The sequence below is a fragment of the Pseudomonas sp. H1_F01 genome (genome assembly GCF_054681425.1).
In genome coordinates, this window is sequence record NZ_CP162823.1 from 525751 (window position 1) to 547963 (window position 22213).

Genomic DNA, 22213 nt, shown 5'->3' on the forward strand with positions numbered 1-22213 from the left:
CCTCACCGATAAAAGGAGAATTGGCATGACCCGCAACAACCCGCAAACCCGTGAATGGCAGGCCCTGAGCAACGATCACCACCTGGCGCCGTTCAGTGACTTCAAGCAGCTCAAAGAGAAAGGCCCGCGCATCATCACCCACGCCAAGGGTGTCTACCTCTGGGACAGTGAAGGCAACAAGATCCTCGACGGCATGGCCGGCCTCTGGTGTGTGGCCGTCGGTTATGGCCGCGAGGAACTGGCCGATGCCGCCAGCCAACAGATGCGCGAGCTGCCGTACTACAACCTGTTCTTCCAGACCGCCCACCCGCCGGTGCTGGAATTGTCCAAAGCCATCGCCGACATCGCCCCTGAAGGCATGAACCACGTGTTCTTCACCGGTTCCGGCTCCGAGGGCAACGACACCATGCTGCGGATGGTCCGCCACTATTGGGCGATCAAGGGCCAGCCGAACAAGAAAGTCATCATCAGCCGCAAGAACGGTTATCACGGTTCGACCGTGGCCGGCGCGAGCCTGGGCGGCATGACCTATATGCACGAGCAGGGCGACCTGCCGATCCCGGGCATTGTCCACATCGCCCAACCTTACTGGTTCGGCGAAGGCGGCGACATGAGCCCCGAAGAGTTCGGCGTGTGGGCGGCCAACCAGTTGGAAGAAAAGATCCTGGAGCTCGGCGTGGACAACGTCGGTGCCTTCATCGCCGAGCCGATCCAGGGCGCTGGCGGCGTGATCGTGCCGCCGGACAGCTACTGGCCGCGCATGAAGGAAATCCTCGCCAAGTACGACATCCTGTTCGTGGCCGACGAAGTGATCTGTGGCTTCGGTCGTACCGGTGAGTGGTTCGGTACCGACTATTACGGGTTGAAACCGCACATGATGACCATCGCCAAGGGCCTGACCTCCGGCTACATCCCCATGGGCGGGCTGATCGTGCGTGACGACGTGGTCGCGGTGCTCAATGAAGGCGGCGACTTCAACCACGGGTTTACCTATTCCGGTCACCCGGTGGCCGCGGCAGTGGCCCTGGAAAACATCCGCATCCTGCGCGACGAAAAGATCATCGAGCGCGTCCATGCTGAAACGGCACCCTATTTGCAGAAGCGTTTGCGGGAACTGAACGATCATCCGCTGGTGGGTGAAGTGCGCGGTGTCGGTTTGCTGGGGGCGATCGAGCTGGTTCAGGACAAGGCCACGCGCAAGCGCTACGAAGGCAAGGGCGTGGGCATGATCTGCCGGCAGTTCTGCTTCGATAACGGGCTGATCATGCGCGCGGTGGGCGACACCATGATCATTGCGCCGCCGCTGGTGATCAGCAAGGCCGAGATCGATGAATTGGTGACCAAGGCGCGGCAGTGCCTGGACCTGACGCTCAGTGCGTTGCAAGGCTAAGTGCTAGGCTCTGAGCGAGGTGCCTGCAAGGGCCTCGCCCAGCGAGAATAAAAGGCTGGGCTTGTGTTGAAAGCCTGGCCTGTAACTTGCCAGACTACCGGCTGTTCAAGTTGCCCGCGAGCCGGCTACTGAACTGTGGCTAAGAAGAATAACTGGAGCATTTTTTCATGAAGGCATTAGGTATGAAGATAGCTGGCAAGACCCTCCTCGCCATGTCCCTGATGGGCGTGATGGCGGGCGCTGTTCAGGCGGACGACAAAGTGCTGCACGTCTATAACTGGTCCGACTACATTGCGCCGGATACCGTCGCCAAGTTCGAGAAAGAGTCGGGAATCAAAGTCGTCTACGACGTGTTCGACAGCAACGAAACCCTGGAAGCCAAGTTGCTGGCCGGCAAGTCCGGTTATGACATCGTGGTGCCGTCGAACAACTTCCTGGCCAAGCAGATCAAGGCCGGGGTCTACCAGAAACTCGACAAGTCCAAGTTGCCCAACTGGAAAAACCTGAACACCGACCTACTCAAGGCCGTTTCGGTGAGCGACCCGGGTAACGAGCACGCCTTCCCGTACATGTGGGGTTCGATCGGCATTGGTTTCAACGCCGAGAAGGTCAAGGCGGCCCTGGGTGCCGACGCGCCGACCAACTCGTGGGACCTGCTGTTCAAGCCGGAAAACGCGGCCAAGCTGAAATCCTGCGGCATCAGCTTTCTCGATTCGCCGACCGAGATGATCCCGGTGGCGCTGCACTACCTGGGCTACCCGACCGACAGCCAGGACAAGAAACAACTGGCTGAAGCCGAGGCGCTGTTCCTCAAGATCCGTCCTTCGATCGGCTACTTCCACTCCTCCAAGTACATCTCCGACCTGGCCAACGGCAACATCTGCGTAGCGGTCGGCTACTCGGGCGACATCTACCAGGCCAAATCCCGTGCTGCCGAAGCCGGCGGCAAGGTTAAAGTCAGCTACAACATTCCGAAGGAAGGTGCTGGCAGCTTCTTCGATATGGTCGCCATCCCCAAGGATGCCGAGAACGTCGAGGGTGCCTACAAGTTCATGACCTTCCTGCAGAAGCCGGAAATCATGGCTGAAATCACCGACACCGTGAGCTTCCCGAACGGCAACGCGGCCTCCACGCCGCTGGTCAACAAGGAAATCACCAGCGACCCGGGCATCTACCCGCCGGCAGACGTGCAAGCCAAGCTTTACGCGATTGCCGACCTGCCCGCCGCGACCCAGCGGATCATGACCCGCAGCTGGACCAAGATCAAATCCGGTAAATAAGCCGGCCTGAAGCATCTTCCTGTTGTCGCTGCCATCGCGGCGGCGGCAACAGGAGCAATTAAATAACTAAAAGTTTTGCTGGATCGGTTTATCGAGGGTAAGTTGCGCGCCGGTTTTGTTGCAGGGCCTCTCTTGGCCAAGTAACGGGGGCAACTTGGGCCCAACTATTTAAGAGGACCTCCACGTGCCAGTCTTTTCTTTGTTACGTAACGCCTTGCTGGTCGGCGCCGGTCTGACGCTCGCCGTCAGCGTCCAGGCTGCCTCCACCGTGCATATTTATAATTGGTCGGACTATATCGGCGAGACCACCCTGGCGGATTTCGAAAAAGCCACTGGCATCAAGCCGGTGTATGACGTGTTCGATTCCAACGAAACCCTGGAAGGCAAGTTGCTGGCCGGGCGTACCGGTTACGACGTGGTGGTGCCGTCCAACCACTTCCTGGGCAAGCAGATCAAGGCCGGGGCGTTCCAGAAGCTCGACAAGGCGCAGTTGCCCAACTACGCCAACCTCGACCCCGCGCTGCTCAAGCGCCTGGAAAAGAACGACCCAGGCAACCAGTACGCCGTGCCTTACCTGTGGGGCACCAACGGCATCGGCTACAACGTCGAGAAGATCAAGGCAGTCTTGGGCGTCGAGAAGATCGATTCGTGGGCCATGCTGTTCGAGCCGGAAAACATCAAGAAGCTGTCCAGCTGCGGTGTTTCGTTCCTCGACTCGGGCGACGAGATGATCCCGGCGATGCTCAATTACCTGGGCCTGAACCCCAACAGCGAAGACCCTGAAGACTACAAGAAGGCCGAAGCCCAGCTCCTCAAGATCCGGCCTTACGTGACTTACTTCAACTCCTCCAAGTACATCTCCGATCTGGCCAACGGCGAGATCTGCGTGGCCGCCGGTTTCTCCGGCGACATCTTCCAGGCCCGCGCCCGTGCGAGTGAAGCCGGCAAGGGCGTCGAAATCGCCTATGTGATCCCCAAGGAAGGCGGCAATCTCTGGTTCGACATGCTGGCGATCCCGCGTGACGCCACCAACGTCAAACAAGCGCATGCCTTCATCAACTATGTGCTCAAGCCTGAGGTCATCGCCCAGGTCAGCGATGTTGTCGGTTATGCCAACCCGAACCCGAAGGCTGGCGAACTGATGGACCAGAAAGTGCGCACCGATGAAGCGGTGTACCCACCGCAAGCGGTCGTCGACAAGCTCTACGTCAACTCCGAGTTGCCGCCCAAGATCCAACGACTCATGACCCGCAGCTGGACCAAGGTCAAGTCGGGTAAATAACGTCAACACTCTTAGGTTCGTCCGCGTGGGGCGAACTGCAAATTCTGTGGGAGTTTCGTAAATGGCAGTTGCCTCCGGCGCCTATAAGAAAGCCCTCGAGGGCGACCAGACACCCAAGCAGGTGTTGGTCAAAATCGACCGGGTCACGAAGAAGTTCGACGAGACGATTGCCGTGGACGATGTGTCCCTGGAAATCAAGAAAGGCGAGATCTTCGCCTTGCTCGGCGGTTCGGGATCGGGCAAATCCACCTTGCTGCGCATGCTGGCCGGTTTCGAGCGGCCCACCGAAGGGCGGATTTACCTCGACGGTGTGGACATCACCGACATGCCGCCCTACGAGCGGCCGATCAACATGATGTTCCAGTCCTACGCCTTGTTCCCCCACATGACCGTGGCGCAGAACATCGCCTTCGGCTTGCAGCAGGACAAGATCCCGAAAGCCGAGGTCGATGCCCGCGTGGCTGAAATGCTCAAGCTGGTGCAGATGAGCCAGTACGCCAAGCGCAAGCCACACCAGCTCTCCGGCGGCCAGCGCCAGCGCGTGGCCCTGGCCCGTTCCCTGGCCAAGCGGCCGAAGCTGTTGTTGCTCGACGAGCCGATGGGGGCCCTGGACAAGAAGCTGCGCTCGCAAATGCAACTTGAGCTGGTGGAGATCATCGAGCGGGTTGGCGTGACTTGCGTCATGGTGACCCACGATCAGGAAGAGGCCATGACCATGGCCGAGCGCATCGCGATCATGCACCTGGGCTGGATCGCCCAGATCGGCAGCCCGATCGACATCTACGAAACCCCGACCAGCCGGCTGGTCTGCGAGTTCATCGGCAACGTCAACATCTTCGAGACTGAAGTGGTGGACGACGCCGAAGGCCACGCGGTGCTGACCTGCAAGGACCTGGACCGCAACATCTACGTGGGCCACGGCATCAGCACCTCGGTGCAGGACAAGTCGGTGACCTACGCCATCCGCCCGGAAAAACTGCTGGTCACCGCCGAACAACCGACCTGCGAGAACAACTGGTCCAGCGGCAAGGTCCATGACATCGCGTACCTGGGTGGCCACTCGGTGTTCTACGTCGAGTTGCCGAGCGGCAAGCTGGTGCAGTCCTTCGTCGCCAACGCCGAACGCCGCGGCCAGCGTCCGACTTGGGGCGACCAGGTATTCGTCTGGTGGGAAGACGACAGCGGCGTGGTGCTTCGCTCATGAACCTGCGCAAACTCAAACGCCGACTCGATCGAATAACGCCCGGTGGCCGCCAACTGGTCATCGGGGTGCCCTTCATCTGGCTGTTCCTGTTCTTCATGTTGCCGTTCTTCATTGTCCTGAAGATCAGCTTCGCCGAAGCCGACGTGGCCATCCCGCCGTACACCGAGATCTACAGCTACGTCGACCAGAAGCTGCAGGTGCTGCTCAACCTCGCCAACTACGCGATGCTGAGCGAGGACGAGCTGTACATTGCCGCCTACCTTGGCTCGCTGAAGATGGCGCTGATCAGCACCGTCTTGTGCCTGCTGATCGGTTATCCGATGGCCTATGGCATCGCCAATGCCCGCAAAGAGATGCAGACAGTGCTGGTGCTGCTGATCATGATGCCGACCTGGACCGCGATCCTGATCCGCGTCTACGCGTGGATGGGCATCCTCAGCAACAACGGTTTGCTCAACGGTTTTTTGCTGAGCATGGGTTGGATCAGCGAACCGCTGCAAATCCTCAACACCAACCTGGCGGTCTATATCGGGGTCGTCTACTCCTATCTGCCGTTCATGATCCTGCCGTTGTACGCCAACCTGGTGAAGCATGACCCCAGCCTGTTGGAAGCCGCGTCGGACCTGGGTTCGAGCACCTTCAACAGCTTCTGGAAAATCACCGTGCCGCTGTCCAAGAACGGCATCGTCGCCGGTTGCATGCTGGTGTTCATCCCCGTGGTGGGTGAGTTCGTGATCCCGGAACTGCTGGGCGGCCCCGAAACCCTGATGATCGGCAAAGTGCTGTGGCAGGAATTCTTCAACAACCGTGACTGGCCGGTGGCATCCGCCCTGGCGGTGGTGATGCTGGCGATCCTGATCGTGCCCATCATCCTGTTCAACCGCAGTCAGGCCAAAGAAATGGAGGGCAAGGAATGAAGCGCTTCAGTTTTTCAAGCCTGATGCTGGTGCTGGGTTTGCTGTTCATCTACGCACCGATGCTGATTCTGGTGATCTACTCGTTCAACGCCTCGAAGCTGGTGACGGTGTGGGGCGGTTGGTCGATCAAGTGGTACGTCGGCCTGCTGGACAACAGCCAGCTGATGGGTTCGGTGTTGCGCTCGCTGGAAATCGCCTGCTACACGGCGATTGCCGCGGTGGCCCTGGGTACGCTGGCGGCTTTCGTGCTGACTCGCATCACCCACTTCAAGGGCCGCACGCTGTTCGGCGGCCTGGTCACCGCGCCGTTGGTGATGCCGGAAGTCATCACTGGTCTGTCGCTGTTGCTGCTGTTCGTGGCCATGGCCCAGATGATTGGCTGGCCTCAGGAGCGTGGCATCGTCACGATCTGGATCGCCCACACCACGTTCTGCGCGGCCTATGTGGCGGTGGTGGTCTCGGCGCGCTTGCGTGAGCTGGACCTGTCCATCGAAGAAGCGGCGATGGACCTCGGTGCGCGGCCTTGGAAGGTGTTCTTTTTGATCACCATCCCGATGATCGCACCGTCACTGGCGGCGGGGGGAATGATGTCGTTCGCGCTGTCCCTGGATGACCTGGTACTGGCGAGCTTCGTCTCCGGCCCTGGCTCGACGACCTTGCCGATGGAAGTGTTCTCGGCGGTGCGCCTGGGGGTAAAACCGGAAATCAACGCCGTGGCGAGCCTGATCCTGCTGGCGGTGTCGCTGGTGACTTTCCTGGTCTGGTACTTCAGCCGCCGCGCCGAAGAAAGCCGTAAGCGGGCGATCCAGCAAGCGATCGAAGAAAGCGCCGCCGACTCCTGGAAACAACCGGAAGTACGCAGGGCAGAGACCGCACCGGTCTAAACCTGTGGGAGCGGGCTTGCTCGCGAAAGCGGTGTGGCAGTCAATGAAAGTGTTGAATGTCAGGCCGCCATCGCGAGCAGGCTCGGCTCCCACAGGTTTTTGGGTTGCCTATAAATCCGCGGCCAAACGCAGATCCAATGTGGGAGCGAGCTTGCTCGCGAAAGCGGTGTGGCAGTCAATGAAAGTGTTGAATGTCAGGCCGCCATCGCGAGCAAGCTTGGCTCCCACAGGGTTTTTGGGTTGCCTATAAATCCGCGGCCAAACGCAGATCCAATGTGGGAGCGGGCTTGCTCGCGAAAGCGGTGTGGCAGTCGATGAAGAGGTTGAATGTCAGGCCGCCATCGCGAGCAAGCTCGGCTCCCACAGGTTTTTGGGTTGCCTATAAATCCGCGGCCAAACGCAGATCCAATGTGGGAGCGAGCTCGCTCGCGATAGCGGCGGGCAGGTATTGGCCCTTCACTTCTTCAACGCGTCATGGGCCTCCAGCGCGCGCAGGGAGTAGATGTAGGCCGCGCCCGCGTTCAGGGACACCGCGGTGGCGAGGGTGGCGGCGATTTCTTCGCGGGTGGCGCCGGCCTTGATGGCGGCGTCGGTGTGTACGCCGATGCAACCGTCACAGCGCGTGGTGATGGCGACGGCGATGGAGATCAGCTCACGGGTCTTGGCGTCGAGCACGTCGTTTTCAGCCGCGGCTTCGTCCAGGACCATGTAGGCCTTGACCATCTTCGGATTGCTTTTGCCCAGGGCGCCAAAGGCGCTCTTGATGGTAGGCAGCAGCTCGGACCAGTTATTGAACATAGCGTTGACTCCTAGTGGGAAAGGCGGGATTGCGCCCTTGTAGTCTTGACCATCAATGACGATCAAGCCCGGGTGGCGATGAAAAAGACTTGCGCGCCCGCTTCAGGGCGCCCGTGCCGGCAACAGTTTCAAGGTGCCATGGGTATTGGCCGTCACTTCTTCCTCGGCCAGGTGCGCCTGGTGATACAGCCCTTCTATGTACGCCTCGGCCTGGTCCTCGTAATGCTTGTCGAACGGCACGCCGCTCTGGCCGACGGGGTTGATGGTGACGCTGTGGGTCGGGTCGGCGAAGTCGATGATGCGCCGCGTCGAAGGCCCGTAGGTCACCGGCCAGGGCGCCGGACCGATTTTGGCGGAGAGGTTGTTGGGCACCTCGTGGGTACCCGGTGCGGCGAACGGGCCGACGTTGAAGATCCGGTCCAGCGGCTTTTGCAGGCCCAGCGGGTGGCCGTGGGTCAGGGTGTGGGCCTTGCCCCATTGCCATTGCGTGGCATCGTCGCCGAAGGTGACCTTCAGGTGCGCCAGGCTCTTGTCCCAGGCCTTTTTCACGGTATCGGCACGGGTCTCCGTGCCAAGGGTTGTGCGGTCATCCCACCACGGTGAATCCTTTGAAGCCGCCAGGCGTGGAAGGGCTGCGTCGATCACCCGGGTCGACAGCGCGGTTTCGAAGAGGCCATCGCCCAGTTCATCGTGCAGGGCCGCGTCGGCCAGATTGAACAGGAACTGGTTGAACAGCGTGGCACTGGTGGAGTCCAGGGGGTAATCGCCCGGCCATTGAGCCAGTTGTTCCACCCATTTTTGTTCCTGTGGGTCGCTGACCACTTCACGCAGCACCGGCAGCAAAGGCGCGAGCAGGCGAGGGCCGTAGGCGGTGGTGGTGCCCAGTTGCAGTTTCTGGGTGGTTTCGATGTCCCACTTCGCCTGCTTGTCGCTGAGTTGGTGGTTGAGTTGCTGGCCGCGGTCGGCGAGGTTGTAGTAACCCGGGATCTCGATGCCGCTGGCCGGCACCGGCTGGAAATTGGCCGAGACGATGTAGCCCCGCGCCGGGTTCTCTTCCTGCGGGTTGCTGGTGAACGGATAGAAGCCTTCCTTTTCCGCCTCCGGGCTGCTGCCATCGAGAATAAAGCCGGGCTTCACGCCGGCCGGCCGCTTGGGTAATTGCGCGGCGGCCCACCAGCCGATGTCCCCCTTGGCGTTGGCCCACACCACGTTCAGCCCCGGTGCGTGGATCTTGGCCGAAGCGCCACGGGCCTTGGCGAGGGTGTCGGCGCGGTTGAGCTGGTAAAAAGCCTCGAGGATCGGGTTGCGGCTTTCCAGGAATCCCCACCACATGGCGACCGGGGTCTTGCCGGCATTCGCACCGAGGGCGTCGTTGACGATCGGACCGTGGGGCGACTGGCGCAGCACCAGCGTCACTGGCGCCTGGCCCTTGACCGCGATCTGCTGTTCGCTGCGGGTCATGTCCACCCATTTGTCGCGATACCAGACCTGTTCGGGATTGTCCGGGTTGACCTTCTCGGCGATCAGGTCCAGGTCGTCGTTCTGGAACATGGTGATGCTCCAGCCAAAATCGCGGTTCATGCCCAGCGTCGCGAAGGGCAGCAGCGCCTGGTACTGCCCGTAGAGTTCGAACCCCGGGGCCGACAAGTGCGCCTCGTACCACACCGAAGGTGTGGAAAAACGGATGTGCGGGTCACCCGCCAGCAACGGCTTGCCGCTGTGGGTGCGGCTGCCGGAAACCGCCCAGGCATTGCTGCCCTCGAACTGCGGCAGGCCGTTATCAGCCAGGGCCTGCTCGCTCAGGCGGGCCAGGGCATTGAGGTCTTTCCAGTCGGCGGCCGCCAGCGGCAGGCCGCCATTGCGACCTTCGGCCAGCACGCCCTGAGGCTGCCAGTCGAGGTCGAAAATGTTCAGGTAGTTGGCACCCAGCACATCGCGCACGTAGGTCAGCAGGGGTTCGGTGCGAAAGGCCGCGGCGAAGCTGTAGGCCATGTAGCCGGTAATGCTCACGGTGTCTTCGGCGGTGAAGGGGCGCTTGGGAATGCCTAGCACATCGAATTCCACGGGCCGGGTGTGGCTGTCCTGATAGGCGTTGATGCCGTCCAGGTAGGCTTGCATGGCGATCCAGGCCGGGGATTGTGGGTCCTGCTCGGTCACATAGGCCGCGGCACGCTCGCGGATGCGCAGGCTGCGCATCAGCTTGTCGGTGTCGAGCAGTTTCGGCCCCAGCACCTCGGCCAGCTCACCACGGGCGAGGCGGCGCATGATCTCCATCTGGAATAGCCGATCCTGGGCATGGACATAACCGAGGGCGCGGTACAGGTCGGTTTCGTTCTCGGCACGGATATGCGGCACACCGCGTTCGTCGTAGCGCACCGTCACCGAGCCATGCAGTCCTTGCAGCTGCACCGTGCCCTGGCGGGTGGGCTGCTTGCTGTAGAGGTAGCCGCCCGCGACGATGATCGCGGTGACGATCAATGACAGGAAGGCGATGAGGGTGCGTTTCATGGTGATTCCTTATTCTGGTGACAGCGGCTCCATGGTCCCGCTGTTGATTCCCTGTTTAGCATATGGCTGCTTCCCGGTGCATCGTCCGTCGGAGGGATTTTCTCCAAGTCGCTTCGCGGGCGGGAGTATAGGCGGTGGACGATCTCGGGCAGTGGCTGGGCTTTGGAGGCCGGCGCCTTGAATCGGAAGGCTATCGTCGATCGGCACGGCAATCACGTCGGCCGTCGTCGAAGCGCAAAGGGATATGAGTCGGCGTGTGTCGCGAGGGCCGGCCACAGGAGGTTCCTGCGACCGGCGTAGGAGGGCGTTTCAACCGGTGATCGTCAAGCCATCGAACGATGGCCCGGCGGTTTCATCAGCTTGGCCGGGTGGTGGGTGCTGGTTCGTTGGACGGTCCGCCCTGGGGCCGCGCTTCGCCTCGCTCTGCCAGTTGAATGTCATCGCCAGAGGCTTTTTTGGGCCTCGGTGCCAGGCTCTGGGCCCATTCGGTACCCAGGTTAAGCCCCGCGATAGCGGTTTGCGGAACGACCTGGGTAAGGCCGCGGGTCACGTGGTAGGTATTTTCGAGGTCGCGCCGCCAGCCTTCCGGCTGGGTGTGGGGCAGGCCGTCTCGGTTTGGACTTGTCACGTTCTGCAGCGGTACGTTTGCTCGTTTGGTCAGGTCGTCTTTGCCGCTCAGCGCCTTGTTTTCGAGCGGTGCCGCCACACTGTTGGCAAAGAACGGAAGCAGCGTCAGGCCGGAGGAGAAGAAGGTTGTGACAATTTGCTCCATTTTTTCCCGCACTTCCGGGTTTTCACCCACCGCGGCTGCGTCCCCCACGGCTGTACGCATGGCGACACCTTCACCTACGCCAACGATCCGGTTGGCGTAGTCGCTGACGTTGGTCATGCTGATCGGGTTGAGCTTTCCTGTCGCTTCGGAAAACGCCTTGGGTAACAGTTCGCTCCAGTTGCGGTTTTCCTTTGTCACCCGGTAGGTGGGAATCTCCTCGTCACCGTGGGTTTGCGCATATTTCGCCACTGCCTGGCCGCCCGCCATGAAGGTGCCGCCCACTGCGGAGGCCGTCGTGCGGGCGACGATGCCGCCGGCGTTTACCGAAGTGAATTGATCAATGGTATCGCGCACAGCATGGGCGGCACCGAAGGCGAGGTAGCCGGTGAAGTCACCACTCATGGTGCCAAAGTTGTTCGCGTTCTGTTTGAGCTTGAAGTCGTTGCGCTTTTGCTCCTGTGTGAGGTTGAGGGCATCGCGTCCAGCGTTCTCGACCCGACGTCCGTCCTGCGTGACGACTTGCAAGGCCTTGGGATAGACCGACATCGGATCGACTTTTTCCAGGCCGGCGCCGATGGTCTTGTCGACGACGACCTGGACGAATGGGCGGATGCCGTCGCTGATCACCTTGTGAGCGGCGCCAAGGACAGTCGAGGTCGCCGCGACATGCTTGCCGTAGGAGGCGTCCGCCATTTTTTCATCAATCGACGCAGTGATTGCGCCAAAGTGGCCCGCAGACGCCACGCCCTGCGGGATCCCAGCCCCGGCGAACACCGCCAGGCCGGTTACAAAGCCGCTCTTGGTCTTGAGGTCGGCGACATAGTCCTGGCGTGCGACGTTCTTCAGCGCGGTATCCAGCACCTCGTTTTTCTTCGTCGCCGTTGCCAGTTCGCTTGGCGTGTTCGGCTTGTCGTCATCGGTCTTGAGCAACTCGCCAAGCTCCCCCTGGACTTCGCGCAACTGGCCCAGTTGATCTTTCGCCTGGTCTCGTTCGGGTTGGGAAAGGCTCTCGTTGGTCGCTGCACTTTGCGCGTGCTCGATTCGGCTTTCCATGAAGGTGTTCAAGCGCGTGGGCATGTCTTGCGTCATGGCTTGCATGACACCTTTGGCATAACCGCGGAAGGCTTCATGGCTATTTTGCAGCAGTTGGCGATCGTTCCCTTCCGGGGTTTTATCGATGACTTCCTGGCACAACGAATGATAGGCACCAAGGGTATTACCCATGCGCTCGCAGTGTTTGTCCCAGACGGCTTTGAAACCGCCGTCCTCTTTCCTGTCATCCTCGTTCTTGCCCAGGTACTCGTTGAAGTCCTTGACGAATGCTTCGGTTTCTTCGTGGCCCGACAGCATCGGGTGCGGCGTGCCGCCGAGTTCGGCGAGATGCTTCTGTACATCTTGATAACTTGTGCCTGGCGCGTAGCCCAATACTTTGCCCTCCAGGCTCATATGCTCACGTGCATAGCCGATGGGGTCGCTCTCAGGGTTTTTCTTGCCGAGGCTGTTGACCAGTCCTGTCAGGCGCTGCTGCCTGGTCCTGAGTGTTTGCTGGGTCTTGTCGGACGCCTGTCCTTCGAAGTGATAAGGCACCAGGGGATTCGTGGAGGGCCGAACCTGCCCCGAGAGGCTGGTTCCCACCGGCGTGATCCGATCGTCCTGCTGGTGCAACGCCGCCGAGCTGGTGCTTCGTCCTACTGATAAATCTGGCATGTCGTGCTCTCCTAGATTGACAGGGCGCTGTTGAGCCCGGTGCTACGGGGGGTGGGTTTGTGCTGGGCGGTCTTGGCGGTGTCGTTTGGGTTGGCGCCGTCGAAGAAGTAGCCATCGCGCCAAATCAGCGCCATGTCGGCGGCACCGCCCATCAGCCCGAGCAGGCGCTCGGCCGTGAGGGTTTCCAGGGGGACGTGGCCGATCAGGATCACCTGTTCGCTGTCGCGGTTGTAGGACAGGGAAGGGCAGAACGCGCCGCTCAGCAGGTACAGGTTGGTTTCCAGCAGCCGTTGCAGGACCGCTTCCCGATTCGCCACCGGCAATGGCCCGAAGCTGCAGTAGATAAAGACGTCTCCCTCACCCACGCCAGGGGTGTGCTTCAGGGAAAAGTCCACATCCTTGACCGACAGGTTCGCCTGCTCGTAGAACGCTGACGGGGTAGGAATCATTGTGAGTTCGCAGAGCTGATCGATCAGCTTGCAATAGGTGGGTGACGCCATGAGTGACCTCGCATTGTCATCCAGGCGCCGACGAGCGCCTGCTGCCCATGGTGAGTGACACCTGCGGCATTTCGGTTCCAACTGCACGCCGCTGCCGTCCGATGGCGATGATCGAGGTGATCGGCGTGGAACCGCTGTCCGGTGATCTGCCACCCAATGGCGCCACCTCATTCAAGGTTGACCGCCCATGTCCCGATCACTTGCACCTTTGCCGGCCCTTCGATTCGTCCCTAAAGGGTTGTCCATGCTGGCCATGGGGACCTTGCTGTATGGCTGCCAGCACCTCGAACCGCAGTTGACCATCGGCGATCCGTTCGCCAACGAGCCTTACCGCTCGCAACTGCGCTGGCTTGAACCGGCGCCTACGGACACGATCATCCAGATCAGCGAGTCATCCCCGCAAAACGGTGGCGGCAGCCTGTGGACGCGCATGCGCCAGGGTTTTTCCTTGCAGGCCAAGACCCAGGGTGTGGCGCGCATCGATGAGCAGCGCCGCTGGCTGATGGATCGCCCGGCTTTTCTCACCCAGACCGGGCGCGCCGGCAGCCGTTACTTGCACTTCATCGTGGGTGAACTGAACAAGCGCAACATGCCGCTGGAACTGGCGCTGTTGCCAGCCATCGAGAGCGGGTTCAATCCGAACGCCCAATCGCCTGCCCAGGCCCTGGGCCTCTGGCAATTCATTCCCGCCACGGGGCGCCGTTATCAATTGCAGCAGCGGGGGGACTATGACGAGCGCCGGGACATTCCGTCATCGACGCGGGCCGCCCTGGATTATTTGTCCTACCTGCACGATTACTTCGACGGCGACTGGCTGCTGGCGCTGGCCGCCTACAACGCCGGGGAGGGGCGCGTACGCGACGCGATCACGCGCAATCGCGCCCGCGGCCTGGCGACCAACTATTGGAACCTGTCGTTGCCCGGCGAGACCCAGAACTATGTGCCGCGGCTGCTGGCGCTGTCGCAGTTGGTGAATACGCCCGCCGACTATGGCGTGAGCCTGGCGCCCATCGCCGACCAGCCGTATTTCCAGATGGTCGCCTTGGCGCAGCCCGTGGACCTGGCGCACCTGGCACAGTTGTCCGGTGTTCATGAGCGAGAGTTGCGCATGCTCAACCCTGCCGTGCGTGGCCGGGCCAGGGGACGCTTGCTGATGCCCCTGGATGCGTCGCACAGGTTGCTGGCCCAGCCGGACATGATCGCCAAGGCCGCGCTGCCCCGCGTGGCCGGTAGCGAAGAACAAGTGGTTGCCTCACCCGATACCGATACGGCCGAGCCGCAAGTGGCGGAGGTGGTAGTGCCGCCAGGGGTGTAAGTCGATTGCTTCCAGAAGCGGAACGCGGGGCGTCCCTGGCGGCATTCCCACGCGGAGCGTGAGGAACGATCTTCCACAACTCCCCACAACCTGATCTTTCGCTTAAATGAATAGCATTGAGCTGATCATCCAGGGCCTACAGGCAGCCCATCGCGACATTGGCCAGGCCGCGTGCGCGTGGGTCCATCAAGACGTAGGAGCCAATGGTGTTGCAGGCGAAGCCGAATGCCACGCCGCGTTCAGGGTCGGCAAACCCGATGGTGCCACCGGCGCCCATGTGGCCGAACGCCTCGTTGCCCATGCCATAACTGCCGTTCGCCACGTCCGGCTGGTTGAGCATGATGCCCAGACCGAAACGCGTTCGGGTCTGGATGGTCGGGTCGTATTCGGCGCTGTGCTCGCGCAACATTTCGTTGAGCAGCGGTGACTCCAGCAGTTGCCCATCGAGCAGGCCGGTGTAGAACGCCGCCAGGCTGCGAGCATTGCCGTGCCCGTTGGCCGCCGGTTGGGTCATGCGTTTCCAGCCCGCCTCGTTACTGCGCCCCAGCACCATGGGTGGGTTGGCGAAGGCCAGTGTGCTCATGGCGGTCGGCTCGTTGAGCACGTCCGTCAGCACCCGGCCAAACGCTTCGTCGTCGATCTCGTCTTTGGTCCGTGCCATGTAGGCGCAGCGTGCGATGGTCGCGTCGTCCAGGCCGAGGTGGAAGTCCAGCCCGAGCGGCACCGCCACTCGCTGGTGAATGCTTTGCGCCGGCGTCAGGCCATCCACCCGGCGAAGCAGTTCACCGAGGATCCAGCCGAACAGCAAGGGTGAATAGGTTTGCTGTTCTCCGGCTGCGGCCCAGGGAGTTTCCTCGGCGATCAGGTCGGTCATGGTGTGCCAGTCGTAGAGGGTTTCCGGTGCCAGGGGCGTGCGCAGCGCCGGCAGCCCGGCGCGGTGGCAAAGCACCTGGCGCACAGTGATGGATGCTTTGCCGGCGTTGGCGAATTCGGGCCAGTACTGGCAGACCGGCGTGTCCAGGTCCAGGCGTCCTTCGCCGACCAGTTGCATGATCGCCACCGCCGTGAAGGGCTTGGTGCAGGAAAACAGATTGAGCAGCGTGTCGCGCTGCCAATGGCTGTCCGGCTCCGGCCCGGCAATGCCGGCCCACAGGTCGATAACGATTTCGCCGTCAATCTGGATGCAAAGGGCGGCGCCGCGTTCGAAGGGGCTTTGCATCAGCTGGATAAACGCCGCTTCGACCGGTTCGAAACGGGTGTCGCATTGGCCATGGATAGCAAGTGCACGCGTCATGTCAGCTCCACATACGGGTTGGTGTTTCCTTTGAGTGACCGTGGCCGTGCAAACGGTTCACCGACAGGTAGACCCCATGTGGGAGCGAGCTTGCTCGCGATAGCGGTGCGTCAGCCAACATTGAAGTGACTGATACACCGCCATCGCGAGCAAGCTCGCTTCCACAGGGATCTTTTTTGGCGAGCCCTGCCACTCAGGAGCAATGATTGATGCCCCTGGAGAGTGTTCATGGCTTACGAACGTACCCTTGATTTGAATAGCGACGCGTTTCGCGGCGAGGCTTACCGGCATTATGCGGCGCTGCGCCAAGCGTCCCCGGTGTTCTTCAGCCAGGCCGAAGGGCAGCTACCGATGTGGTACGTCACCGGCGCTCGGGAAGTCGAGGAGGTGCTGCTGGACAACGAGCGCTTCGCCCGTGACCCGTCGCGGATCGATGCGCAGTTCGCTGCGATGCTCGGCGGTGAGCAATCCATCGCATTTCTTAACGACCACATGCTCAACCGCGATGGCGACAGTCATCGCCGCTTGCGTCGCCTGGTCAACAAGGCGTTCACCTTGAAGGCGGTGAACGCCCTGCGGCCGCGTATCGAACAGATCGCCGAGACCTTGCTGGAGCCCGTGCGGTCGAGCGGGCAAATGGACGTGGTGGGCCAATATGCATTCCCCTTATCGATCACCGTCATCGCTGAGCTGCTCGGCGTCCCCGCACAAGATCGTGACGATTTCCGCCGTTGGTCCCACATGATCGTCCAGCAGGTGGGGCACGACCTGAGCGAGTTGCAGCGTTGCTACAACGAATTCGCGGGCTACATGCTCGCGCTGATCGACCGGCGTCGAGCACAGCCGGGCGATGACCTGGTTTCGGCGCTGGCGCAGGTCGAGGAAGAGGGCAGCATGCTCAGCCAAAGTGAGCTGTGCAGCATGATCGCGCTGCTGATCATCGCCGGGCACGAAACGTCGGCATCGATGATCGCCAATGCGGTGCACATGCTCGTGCAGCATCCGAAGGCGCTGGCGCGATTGCGTGACGAGCCGGCGTTGATGCCTGGCGCGGTCGAGGAGTTTCTGCGCTATGACTCCTCGGTGGAGCGGGCCATGGTCCGCTTCGTTACCCGGGACACCGAACTGGCGGGACAGCGTTTGCTGCGCGGGCAACTGCTGATTGCGGTGGTGGGTTCGGCCAATCGTGACGAAGCGCTGTGTGCAAATCCTGACACGCTCGACATCACTCGCCCGGCCTGCCCGCACATGTCGTTCGGTAAAGGCACGCACTATTGCCTGGGCGCCTCGTTGGCCCGGCAGGAATTGGAAATTGCATTGAACACACTTCTTCGGTGCTGCCCTGGGCTGCAATTGGCGGTCGATCCCGGCGCCGTACGCTGGCGCTATGTGCCCAACTTCAGGGGGCCGGAGGCGTTGCCGGTGTGTTGGTCGGTGGGCTGAGGTGTTCATGAAAAAGGGGCTGCTGCGCAGCCCGGCGGGAGCAAGCTCCCTCGCCACGGGTTTATCGATTGAACAGCAGGGGCTGTGAGGGCTGTGCAAAAAATGGCATCGGCTCGAATGAGCGCAGGCCCATGCCGAAAAAAGAGGCGGCTCGCCCGACTGTCCAGCCGGACGAGCCGTGGATTTACACCAGGCTGGTCTCCTCGTTTTGCGCTGGCGCTGAAAGGGTGGTGGATGCCGTGTCGCCTGGCGTCAGGTGCAGTCCATAGAGCACGACGTCCGCACGGTTATCAGCGAACCTGGCAATCCCTGGAAAGCGTCCCCATTGGGTCGCGCCAAGCCCTTGTACGCCGCGTTTGCTGGCCTCATTGTGCTCGATGATCCAGGCCACCAGCGTCTCGAAACCATACTGCCTGGCCAACACCACCGCAGCTTGGCCAAGGCGGATGCCGACGCCGCTGCCAATGTGGTCGCCGCGTACGTAGATCGACACTTCACCGGTCAATCGGCAGGCCTGGGCGCCCCAACAGAAGCGGTTGACGATCAACCAGGCAACGACTTCGCCAGCGCGTTCGAGCACGTAGATCGGATCACCCTCTTTGACGAAGCAGTCGACGAAAAACGTCATTTCCTTCAGGGAAAACGCTCTGAGCACGGGGGAGCTGGTACCTCCCAGAGCGCTTTCGTTGAAGATATCTGTCATCACCGGCAAGTCGTCGGGGGTGTAGCGGCGCACGCCACGTGGCAGGTCGGGCCGGCTGTTCAAGCGATTATTGGTCATGGCCGGGCTTCTCCATAGACGCTTCGTTTGAGTTGTTCACGCGCACGAAACAACCTTGAGCGTACGGTGCCAATGGGGACGCCCAGACGTTCGGCGGCATCGCGGTAGCTGCTCTCGGTATCGACGGCGGTCCACAGGGTATCGCGCATGTCCTTGGACAGCGCGTCCATGGCTAACAGCGTACGGTCCAACAGCCGACGGTTGTCGCACAGTTCACTCAGGTCAATGTCGTCACTGGACTCGTGGAACTCGCTTTCGTCGAAAGTAGTCAGCGGCGGCTGCGCGTAGAAGCGGCGGAAATGGTTGCGGATCAGGTTGAGGGCGATGCCGCACAACCAGGTGTCCTGCTTTGCCAGCCCTCTGAACTTCTGCTGGTTGCGCCAGGCTTCCAGGTACGTGAGCTGGATGATGTCATCGGCGTCGTCTTGATTGAGTACACGTTTTTGCACAAACAGACGCAGCTTGCGTTCCTCGCCGAAGCAGATGCCTGGCGCACCGGTGGGTGCCGGGGAGGTTTGCGGTGGGGCCATGAGATTCAGGCTGTTCATCAATAAATCCCTCTGGGTAGGTTCCATAGCGTCGATCCACATGTCGACGTTCCTCCCATCAGCAGGACCTGTGCCAAGCCCGTTTAACGAGTTATCCAATTGATAAACAAGCATATTTATCTAGTGCTTTTGCTCTATTTGTGCAAGGTCATGCACAGGCGTCCCAAGTCCCACTGCATGAAATTGCACCGAGCAAACGCTCGGGAAGAGGCCTGTGGCCAACCCACTGGAATCGGCCAGAAAAGGTCATCACCGTGATGGAACTGAATGCTGAATCGCCGCCACCCACTGAGCGTCCGAAACCACGCTCACGGCCATCATGAAAGTAGAAGCCCCGACAAATGCGCATATTGCCGCCAACCTTGCCCAGGCCGTTTCGGCCGTCGTGGGCATAGGCACGCCTGTCGAGTCGTTCCAGGCCGTGCAGTCCAATTCGATGGAGGAGGTCGGCATGACCTTCAGCCATCACGTGGAGCGCAATACCAAGGCGCTGAGCCAGCGGCGCATCCGCAATGCTCGTAGCGAAGTGGGTCAGACGCGGGTCGAGACGCGTGAGCAATTGGAGGAGTGGTACGACCAACTTGGCCACCCAGGCAAGCAGAGCCTGGGGGCAATGGCCGCCCAGGCTGGTTTGTTGCTGCGTGGCGAGCCAGTGCTTGAAGAGGTGGTGCAGTCCACCGGTGGTGACCCGGCCCGTACCGACCTGATCCTGCAGCAAGCGTTGCGCGAGGCCGAAGTGCAAGGTCGTCTCGTCGAGGCCAAGCGTGCTCGCGACTACCTGCAGCTGTTGCGCGAGCGTTATGGCGCGCAGATCCAGGCGGGCATGAACATCGCCGAGGCCTTGCGCGCTGCGGGGGGCGATCCTGAACTGCGCCAGGCGGTACGGCGACTCTATTACGACACCGTGGTGCTCAAGCAGTCGTTGCCCACCATGATGCAGGCGTTGCTTGGCCTGTTCGGCGAGGCGGCGTTCGTGCCGGGGCTGGACATGATGCGCCGGGCGCTGGCTGACGACATCGCTGCGCACACACCATCGCGTCCTACCGCCTTGTTGCGCACGCTGTTGATCGGCCTGGCCGCCTCGACGCAACTGGGCAGTGTCCTGCACAGCTGCCGCCGTTTGCTCGAGCAACTGGCCTACAGTTGCCCGGCCAGCCAGCTCACGGCCGTGCTGTTGCTCCAGCGCATGCTGGGGTTTGTCAGCAGTGGCCTGTCGGCGGCGGAAGTACGGCGTATCGGGCGTGAATTGGGTGGAGAAGAGGAGCGGGACCAACTGGTCTCCCTGAACGGCCTGTACCCCTTGCTCAAGCGTTTGCCGCTGCCACTCTGGCGCGATAGCAAAAGCCGACAGACAGCGCTGAAGAACCTGCTGGTGCTGCTCGATGAGCGCTCCCGTGGCGAGCCCCGATGCCAGACCGCTGCCCCGGTGATTGGAGCGCGCTCATGATCGCCCTGTTGAACAAAGTCGCCAACGAAGCGGTGCGGCGCATCGAGGTGGTCGGGGCGTTCGTGGTGCTCGGCATCGTGTTCATGCTGATCCTGCCCTTGCCGACCCCGGTGGTCGATGCGCTGATCGCGATCAACATCTGTATCTCCTGCCTGCTGATCGTGATCTCGCTGTACCTGCCGCGGCCGTTGGCATTTTCCTCGTTTCCCGCGGTGCTGCTGCTGACCACGCTGTTCCGGTTGGCATTGTCGGTGGCGACCACCCGATTGATCCTGCTCCAGGGCGACGCCGGTCATATCGTCCAGGCGTTCGGCAATTTTGTGGTGGGAGGCAACCTGGCGGTCGGGTTGGTCATCTTCCTCATTCTAACGGTGGTCAACTTCCTGGTGATCACCAAAGGCTCGGAGCGGGTCGCCGAAGTGGCGGCGCGATTCACGCTGGATGCGCTGCCGGGCAAGCAGATGTCCATCGACAGCGACCTGCGCGCCAACCTGATCGATGTTACTGAAGCTCGGCGGCGCCGCGAGGAGCTGAACAAGGAAAGCCAGCTGTTCGGTGCGATGGACGGGGCGATGAAATTCGTCAAGGGCGACGCCATCGCAGGCTTGGTGATCGTGGTGATCAACCTCATCGGCGGCTTTACGGTCGGCATGATGCAGCACGACATGGGCGCGTCCGAATCGATGCACTTGTATGCCGTGTTGACCATCGGTGACGGTCTGATCGCGCAGATTCCGGCACTGCTGATTTCCCTTACTGCGGGCATGATCATCACCCGGGTGTCGCCGGAAGGGCAGCCAGCGGGTAGCAGCGTCGGCAAGGAAATCGCCCAGCAATTGACCGCCGAACCCAAGGCCTGGGTGATCGCTTCGGTGGGGATGCTCGGTTTTGCGGCCTTGCCCGGCATGCCCACGCTGGTGTTCATCGTCATCGCCTTGATCACCGGCACCGCCGGCATCGTTCAGCTGTACTCGCGCGCACGGCAGGTACGCCAGGGCAAACAACCAGCGGAGGTCGTGGCTCCCGCACACAATGGTGCTGAAGACCTGCGCAGCTTCGACCCGACCCGCGCCTTTCTTTTACAGTTTTCCAAAGCCATGGAAGGCAATGCGGCCGCCGAGGAAGTCATCCAGGCGATCCGCAAGAAGCGTAACGCGCTGGTGGCCGGCTTTGGCCTGACCTTGCCGCCCTTTGAGATCGAATACAGCGTGCTGCTGGAAGACGACGAGTTCCGCTTCTGTGTGCATGAGGTGCCGATGTTGCGGGCAACCTTCGGTGAGCGTATTGCCGTGGCGCGCGGGCCGCTGCCGTTCGAACCGCGCGACGGGCTGGTCGGCAACGAGGTGCGTGACGAGCAGCAGTGGCTATGGCTGACGCCTGACGATCCGCTGCTGGCGGACGAACGCGTGGAGGCGGTGCCGGCTGCCGAGTTGCTGGTGGAGCGGATGAGCCGCGCCATGTTCGCCACGGGCCCGCAATTCTTGGGGCTTCAGGAAAGCAAGTCGATTCTCAGTTGGCTCGAAGCAGGTCAGCCAGAGCTGGTGCAGGAGCTGCAGCGGACCATGCCACTGGCGCGGTTTGCCGCCGTGCTCCAGCGCCTGGCCGGCGAAGGCGTCCCGCTGCGTGCAGTGCGCCTGATCGCCGAGTCGTTGATCGAGCATGGGCAGCATGAGCGTGACGTCGGTGCGCTGACCGACTACGCGCGCATCGCCCTGAAGTCGCAGATCTATCACCAGTACCGCGACGAAAACGGCCTGCACGTGTGGTTGTTGACGCCGGAAACCGAAGGCCTGCTGCGCGACGCGTTGCGCCAGACCCAGACGGAAACCTTCTTTGCCCTGGAAAGCCTGCATACCCGCGCCCTGGTGATGCAGTTGCGCGAAGGTTTCCCGTTGCGCGCCAAGCGCGTGGCCGTGCTGTTGGTGGCGCAAGACTTGCGGGCGCCGCTGCGCGATCTGTTGCGCGACGAGTTCAATCACGTGCCTGTACTCGCCTTCAGCGAGCTGCACAGCAACGCCCAGGTCACCGTGCTGGGGCGCTTTGACCTCGAGCAGGAAAAACTACGGATGGAGGATGCCGCGTGAGGGGCTTGTCTTGGCACGCCAGCAGCGGTGTCCCCACGTAACGATGCAAATCCAGGTGC

General features: G+C 61.6%; 17 protein-coding genes. 10 read left to right on the top strand and 7 right to left on the bottom strand.

Translation table 11 applies throughout. The features are described from left to right. Positions 1-25: 25 nt before the first annotated feature. The 6 genes from AB4O09_RS02395 (at position 26) to AB4O09_RS02420 (ending at position 6957) form a co-directional block, all read left to right on the top strand. On the top strand, positions 26-1390 hold the full coding sequence (locus AB4O09_RS02395; RefSeq protein WP_013694499.1) for an aspartate aminotransferase family protein: 1365 nt from the start codon (positions 26-28) through the stop codon (positions 1388-1390). A gap of 182 nt (positions 1391-1572) precedes the next feature. After that, on the top strand, positions 1573-2670 hold the full coding sequence (locus AB4O09_RS02400; protein ID WP_013694498.1) for a polyamine ABC transporter substrate-binding protein: 1098 nt from the start codon (positions 1573-1575) through the stop codon (positions 2668-2670). A 184-nt stretch (positions 2671-2854) separates the two neighbouring features. Then, on the top strand, positions 2855-3952 hold the full coding sequence (locus tag AB4O09_RS02405) for a polyamine ABC transporter substrate-binding protein (protein ID WP_003206636.1): 1098 nt from the start codon (positions 2855-2857) through the stop codon (positions 3950-3952). A 61-nt stretch (positions 3953-4013) separates the two neighbouring features. Then, positions 4014-5156 (top strand): ABC transporter ATP-binding protein, encoded by a 1143-nt coding sequence (locus tag AB4O09_RS02410; RefSeq protein WP_003206635.1) that lies wholly within the window; start codon positions 4014-4016, stop codon positions 5154-5156. After that, positions 5153-6073: an ABC transporter permease subunit gene (locus tag AB4O09_RS02415; protein WP_003206634.1), complete on the top strand. Its 921-nt coding sequence runs from the start codon at positions 5153-5155 to the stop codon at positions 6071-6073. The genes AB4O09_RS02410 and AB4O09_RS02415 overlap by 4 nt, the downstream gene beginning before the upstream one ends. Continuing rightward, positions 6070-6957 carry an ABC transporter permease subunit gene (locus tag AB4O09_RS02420; RefSeq protein ID WP_003206632.1) on the top strand — a complete coding sequence of 296 codons (888 nt, stop codon included), beginning with the start codon at positions 6070-6072 and terminating at the stop codon, positions 6955-6957. The genes AB4O09_RS02415 and AB4O09_RS02420 overlap by 4 nt, the downstream gene beginning before the upstream one ends. Before the next feature lie 456 nt (positions 6958-7413). Here AB4O09_RS02420 and AB4O09_RS02425 read toward each other — a convergent pair whose 3' ends face one another. The 4 genes from AB4O09_RS02425 to AB4O09_RS02440 form a co-directional block, all read right to left on the bottom strand. Then, positions 7414-7755, bottom strand: coding sequence for a carboxymuconolactone decarboxylase family protein (locus AB4O09_RS02425; RefSeq protein WP_258636360.1), 342 nt, complete (start codon positions 7753-7755; stop codon positions 7414-7416). Between the two features lie 102 nt (positions 7756-7857). Continuing rightward, a complete protein-coding gene (locus AB4O09_RS02430; protein WP_460107907.1) occupies positions 7858-10263 on the bottom strand; it encodes a penicillin acylase family protein in 2406 nt (801 codons plus the stop codon). Positions 10264-10618: 355 nt separating this feature from the next. After that, the gene (locus AB4O09_RS02435; RefSeq protein WP_027912902.1) at positions 10619-12742 is read right to left on the bottom strand and encodes a hypothetical protein; all 2124 of its coding nucleotides are present in this window, start codon (positions 12740-12742) and stop codon (positions 10619-10621) included. Positions 12743-12753: 11 nt separating this feature from the next. Next, the gene (locus AB4O09_RS02440) at positions 12754-13242 is read right to left on the bottom strand and encodes a CesT family type III secretion system chaperone (RefSeq protein WP_003206625.1); all 489 of its coding nucleotides are present in this window, start codon (positions 13240-13242) and stop codon (positions 12754-12756) included. A 187-nt stretch (positions 13243-13429) separates the two neighbouring features. Between AB4O09_RS02440 and AB4O09_RS02445 the strand changes: the two genes are divergently transcribed. Beyond that, complete coding sequence (locus tag AB4O09_RS02445) at positions 13430-14557, top strand: transglycosylase SLT domain-containing protein (RefSeq protein ID WP_028237449.1); 1128 nt, start codon at positions 13430-13432, stop codon at positions 14555-14557. Between the two features lie 136 nt (positions 14558-14693). Here AB4O09_RS02445 and AB4O09_RS02450 read toward each other — a convergent pair whose 3' ends face one another. Continuing rightward, complete coding sequence (locus tag AB4O09_RS02450) at positions 14694-15851, bottom strand: EstA family serine hydrolase (protein ID WP_038858943.1); 1158 nt, start codon at positions 15849-15851, stop codon at positions 14694-14696. 228 nt (positions 15852-16079) lie between these two features. Between AB4O09_RS02450 and AB4O09_RS02455 the strand changes: the two genes are divergently transcribed. Next, positions 16080-17294 carry a cytochrome P450 family protein gene (locus AB4O09_RS02455; protein WP_003206620.1) on the top strand — a complete coding sequence of 405 codons (1215 nt, stop codon included), beginning with the start codon at positions 16080-16082 and terminating at the stop codon, positions 17292-17294. A gap of 184 nt (positions 17295-17478) precedes the next feature. On the opposite strand, the gene AB4O09_RS02460 is transcribed toward AB4O09_RS02455, so the two are convergent. Further along, positions 17479-18075 carry a GNAT family N-acetyltransferase gene (locus tag AB4O09_RS02460; RefSeq protein ID WP_013694492.1) on the bottom strand — a complete coding sequence of 199 codons (597 nt, stop codon included), beginning with the start codon at positions 18073-18075 and terminating at the stop codon, positions 17479-17481. Beyond that, the gene (locus tag AB4O09_RS02465) at positions 18072-18623 is read right to left on the bottom strand and encodes an RNA polymerase sigma factor (RefSeq protein ID WP_027912904.1); all 552 of its coding nucleotides are present in this window, start codon (positions 18621-18623) and stop codon (positions 18072-18074) included. The genes AB4O09_RS02460 and AB4O09_RS02465 overlap by 4 nt, the downstream gene beginning before the upstream one ends. A gap of 319 nt (positions 18624-18942) precedes the next feature. Between AB4O09_RS02465 and AB4O09_RS02470 the strand changes: the two genes are divergently transcribed. Continuing rightward, positions 18943-20070 carry a TyeA family type III secretion system gatekeeper subunit gene (locus AB4O09_RS02470; protein WP_003206617.1) on the top strand — a complete coding sequence of 376 codons (1128 nt, stop codon included), beginning with the start codon at positions 18943-18945 and terminating at the stop codon, positions 20068-20070. Beyond that, positions 20067-22154 carry a type III secretion system export apparatus subunit SctV gene (sctV, locus tag AB4O09_RS02475; protein WP_003206615.1) on the top strand — a complete coding sequence of 696 codons (2088 nt, stop codon included), beginning with the start codon at positions 20067-20069 and terminating at the stop codon, positions 22152-22154. Before AB4O09_RS02470 ends, sctV begins: the two co-directional genes overlap by 4 nt. Positions 22155-22213: the final 59 nt, after the last annotated feature.

Coding starts and splice junctions, on each gene's coding strand:
- AB4O09_RS02470 (WP_003206617.1), top strand. CDS start 18,943: ATGAAAGTAGAAGCCCCGACAAATGCGCATATTGCCGCCAACCTTGCC.
- AB4O09_RS02440 (WP_003206625.1), bottom strand. CDS start 13,242: ATGGCGTCACCCACCTATTGCAAGCTGATCGATCAGCTCTGCGAACTC.
- sctV (WP_003206615.1), top strand. CDS start 20,067: ATGATCGCCCTGTTGAACAAAGTCGCCAACGAAGCGGTGCGGCGCATC.
- AB4O09_RS02430 (WP_460107907.1), bottom strand. CDS start 10,263: ATGAAACGCACCCTCATCGCCTTCCTGTCATTGATCGTCACCGCGATC.
- AB4O09_RS02410 (WP_003206635.1), top strand. CDS start 4,014: ATGGCAGTTGCCTCCGGCGCCTATAAGAAAGCCCTCGAGGGCGACCAG.
- AB4O09_RS02460 (WP_013694492.1), bottom strand. CDS start 18,075: ATGACCAATAATCGCTTGAACAGCCGGCCCGACCTGCCACGTGGCGTG.
- AB4O09_RS02445 (WP_028237449.1), top strand. CDS start 13,430: ATGTCCCGATCACTTGCACCTTTGCCGGCCCTTCGATTCGTCCCTAAA.
- AB4O09_RS02425 (WP_258636360.1), bottom strand. CDS start 7,755: ATGTTCAATAACTGGTCCGAGCTGCTGCCTACCATCAAGAGCGCCTTT.
- AB4O09_RS02450 (WP_038858943.1), bottom strand. CDS start 15,851: ATGACGCGTGCACTTGCTATCCATGGCCAATGCGACACCCGTTTCGAA.
- AB4O09_RS02415 (WP_003206634.1), top strand. CDS start 5,153: ATGAACCTGCGCAAACTCAAACGCCGACTCGATCGAATAACGCCCGGT.
- AB4O09_RS02420 (WP_003206632.1), top strand. CDS start 6,070: ATGAAGCGCTTCAGTTTTTCAAGCCTGATGCTGGTGCTGGGTTTGCTG.
- AB4O09_RS02395 (WP_013694499.1), top strand. CDS start 26: ATGACCCGCAACAACCCGCAAACCCGTGAATGGCAGGCCCTGAGCAAC.
- AB4O09_RS02465 (WP_027912904.1), bottom strand. CDS start 18,623: ATGAACAGCCTGAATCTCATGGCCCCACCGCAAACCTCCCCGGCACCC.
- AB4O09_RS02455 (WP_003206620.1), top strand. CDS start 16,080: ATGGCTTACGAACGTACCCTTGATTTGAATAGCGACGCGTTTCGCGGC.
- AB4O09_RS02400 (WP_013694498.1), top strand. CDS start 1,573: ATGAAGATAGCTGGCAAGACCCTCCTCGCCATGTCCCTGATGGGCGTG.
- AB4O09_RS02435 (WP_027912902.1), bottom strand. CDS start 12,742: ATGCCAGATTTATCAGTAGGACGAAGCACCAGCTCGGCGGCGTTGCAC.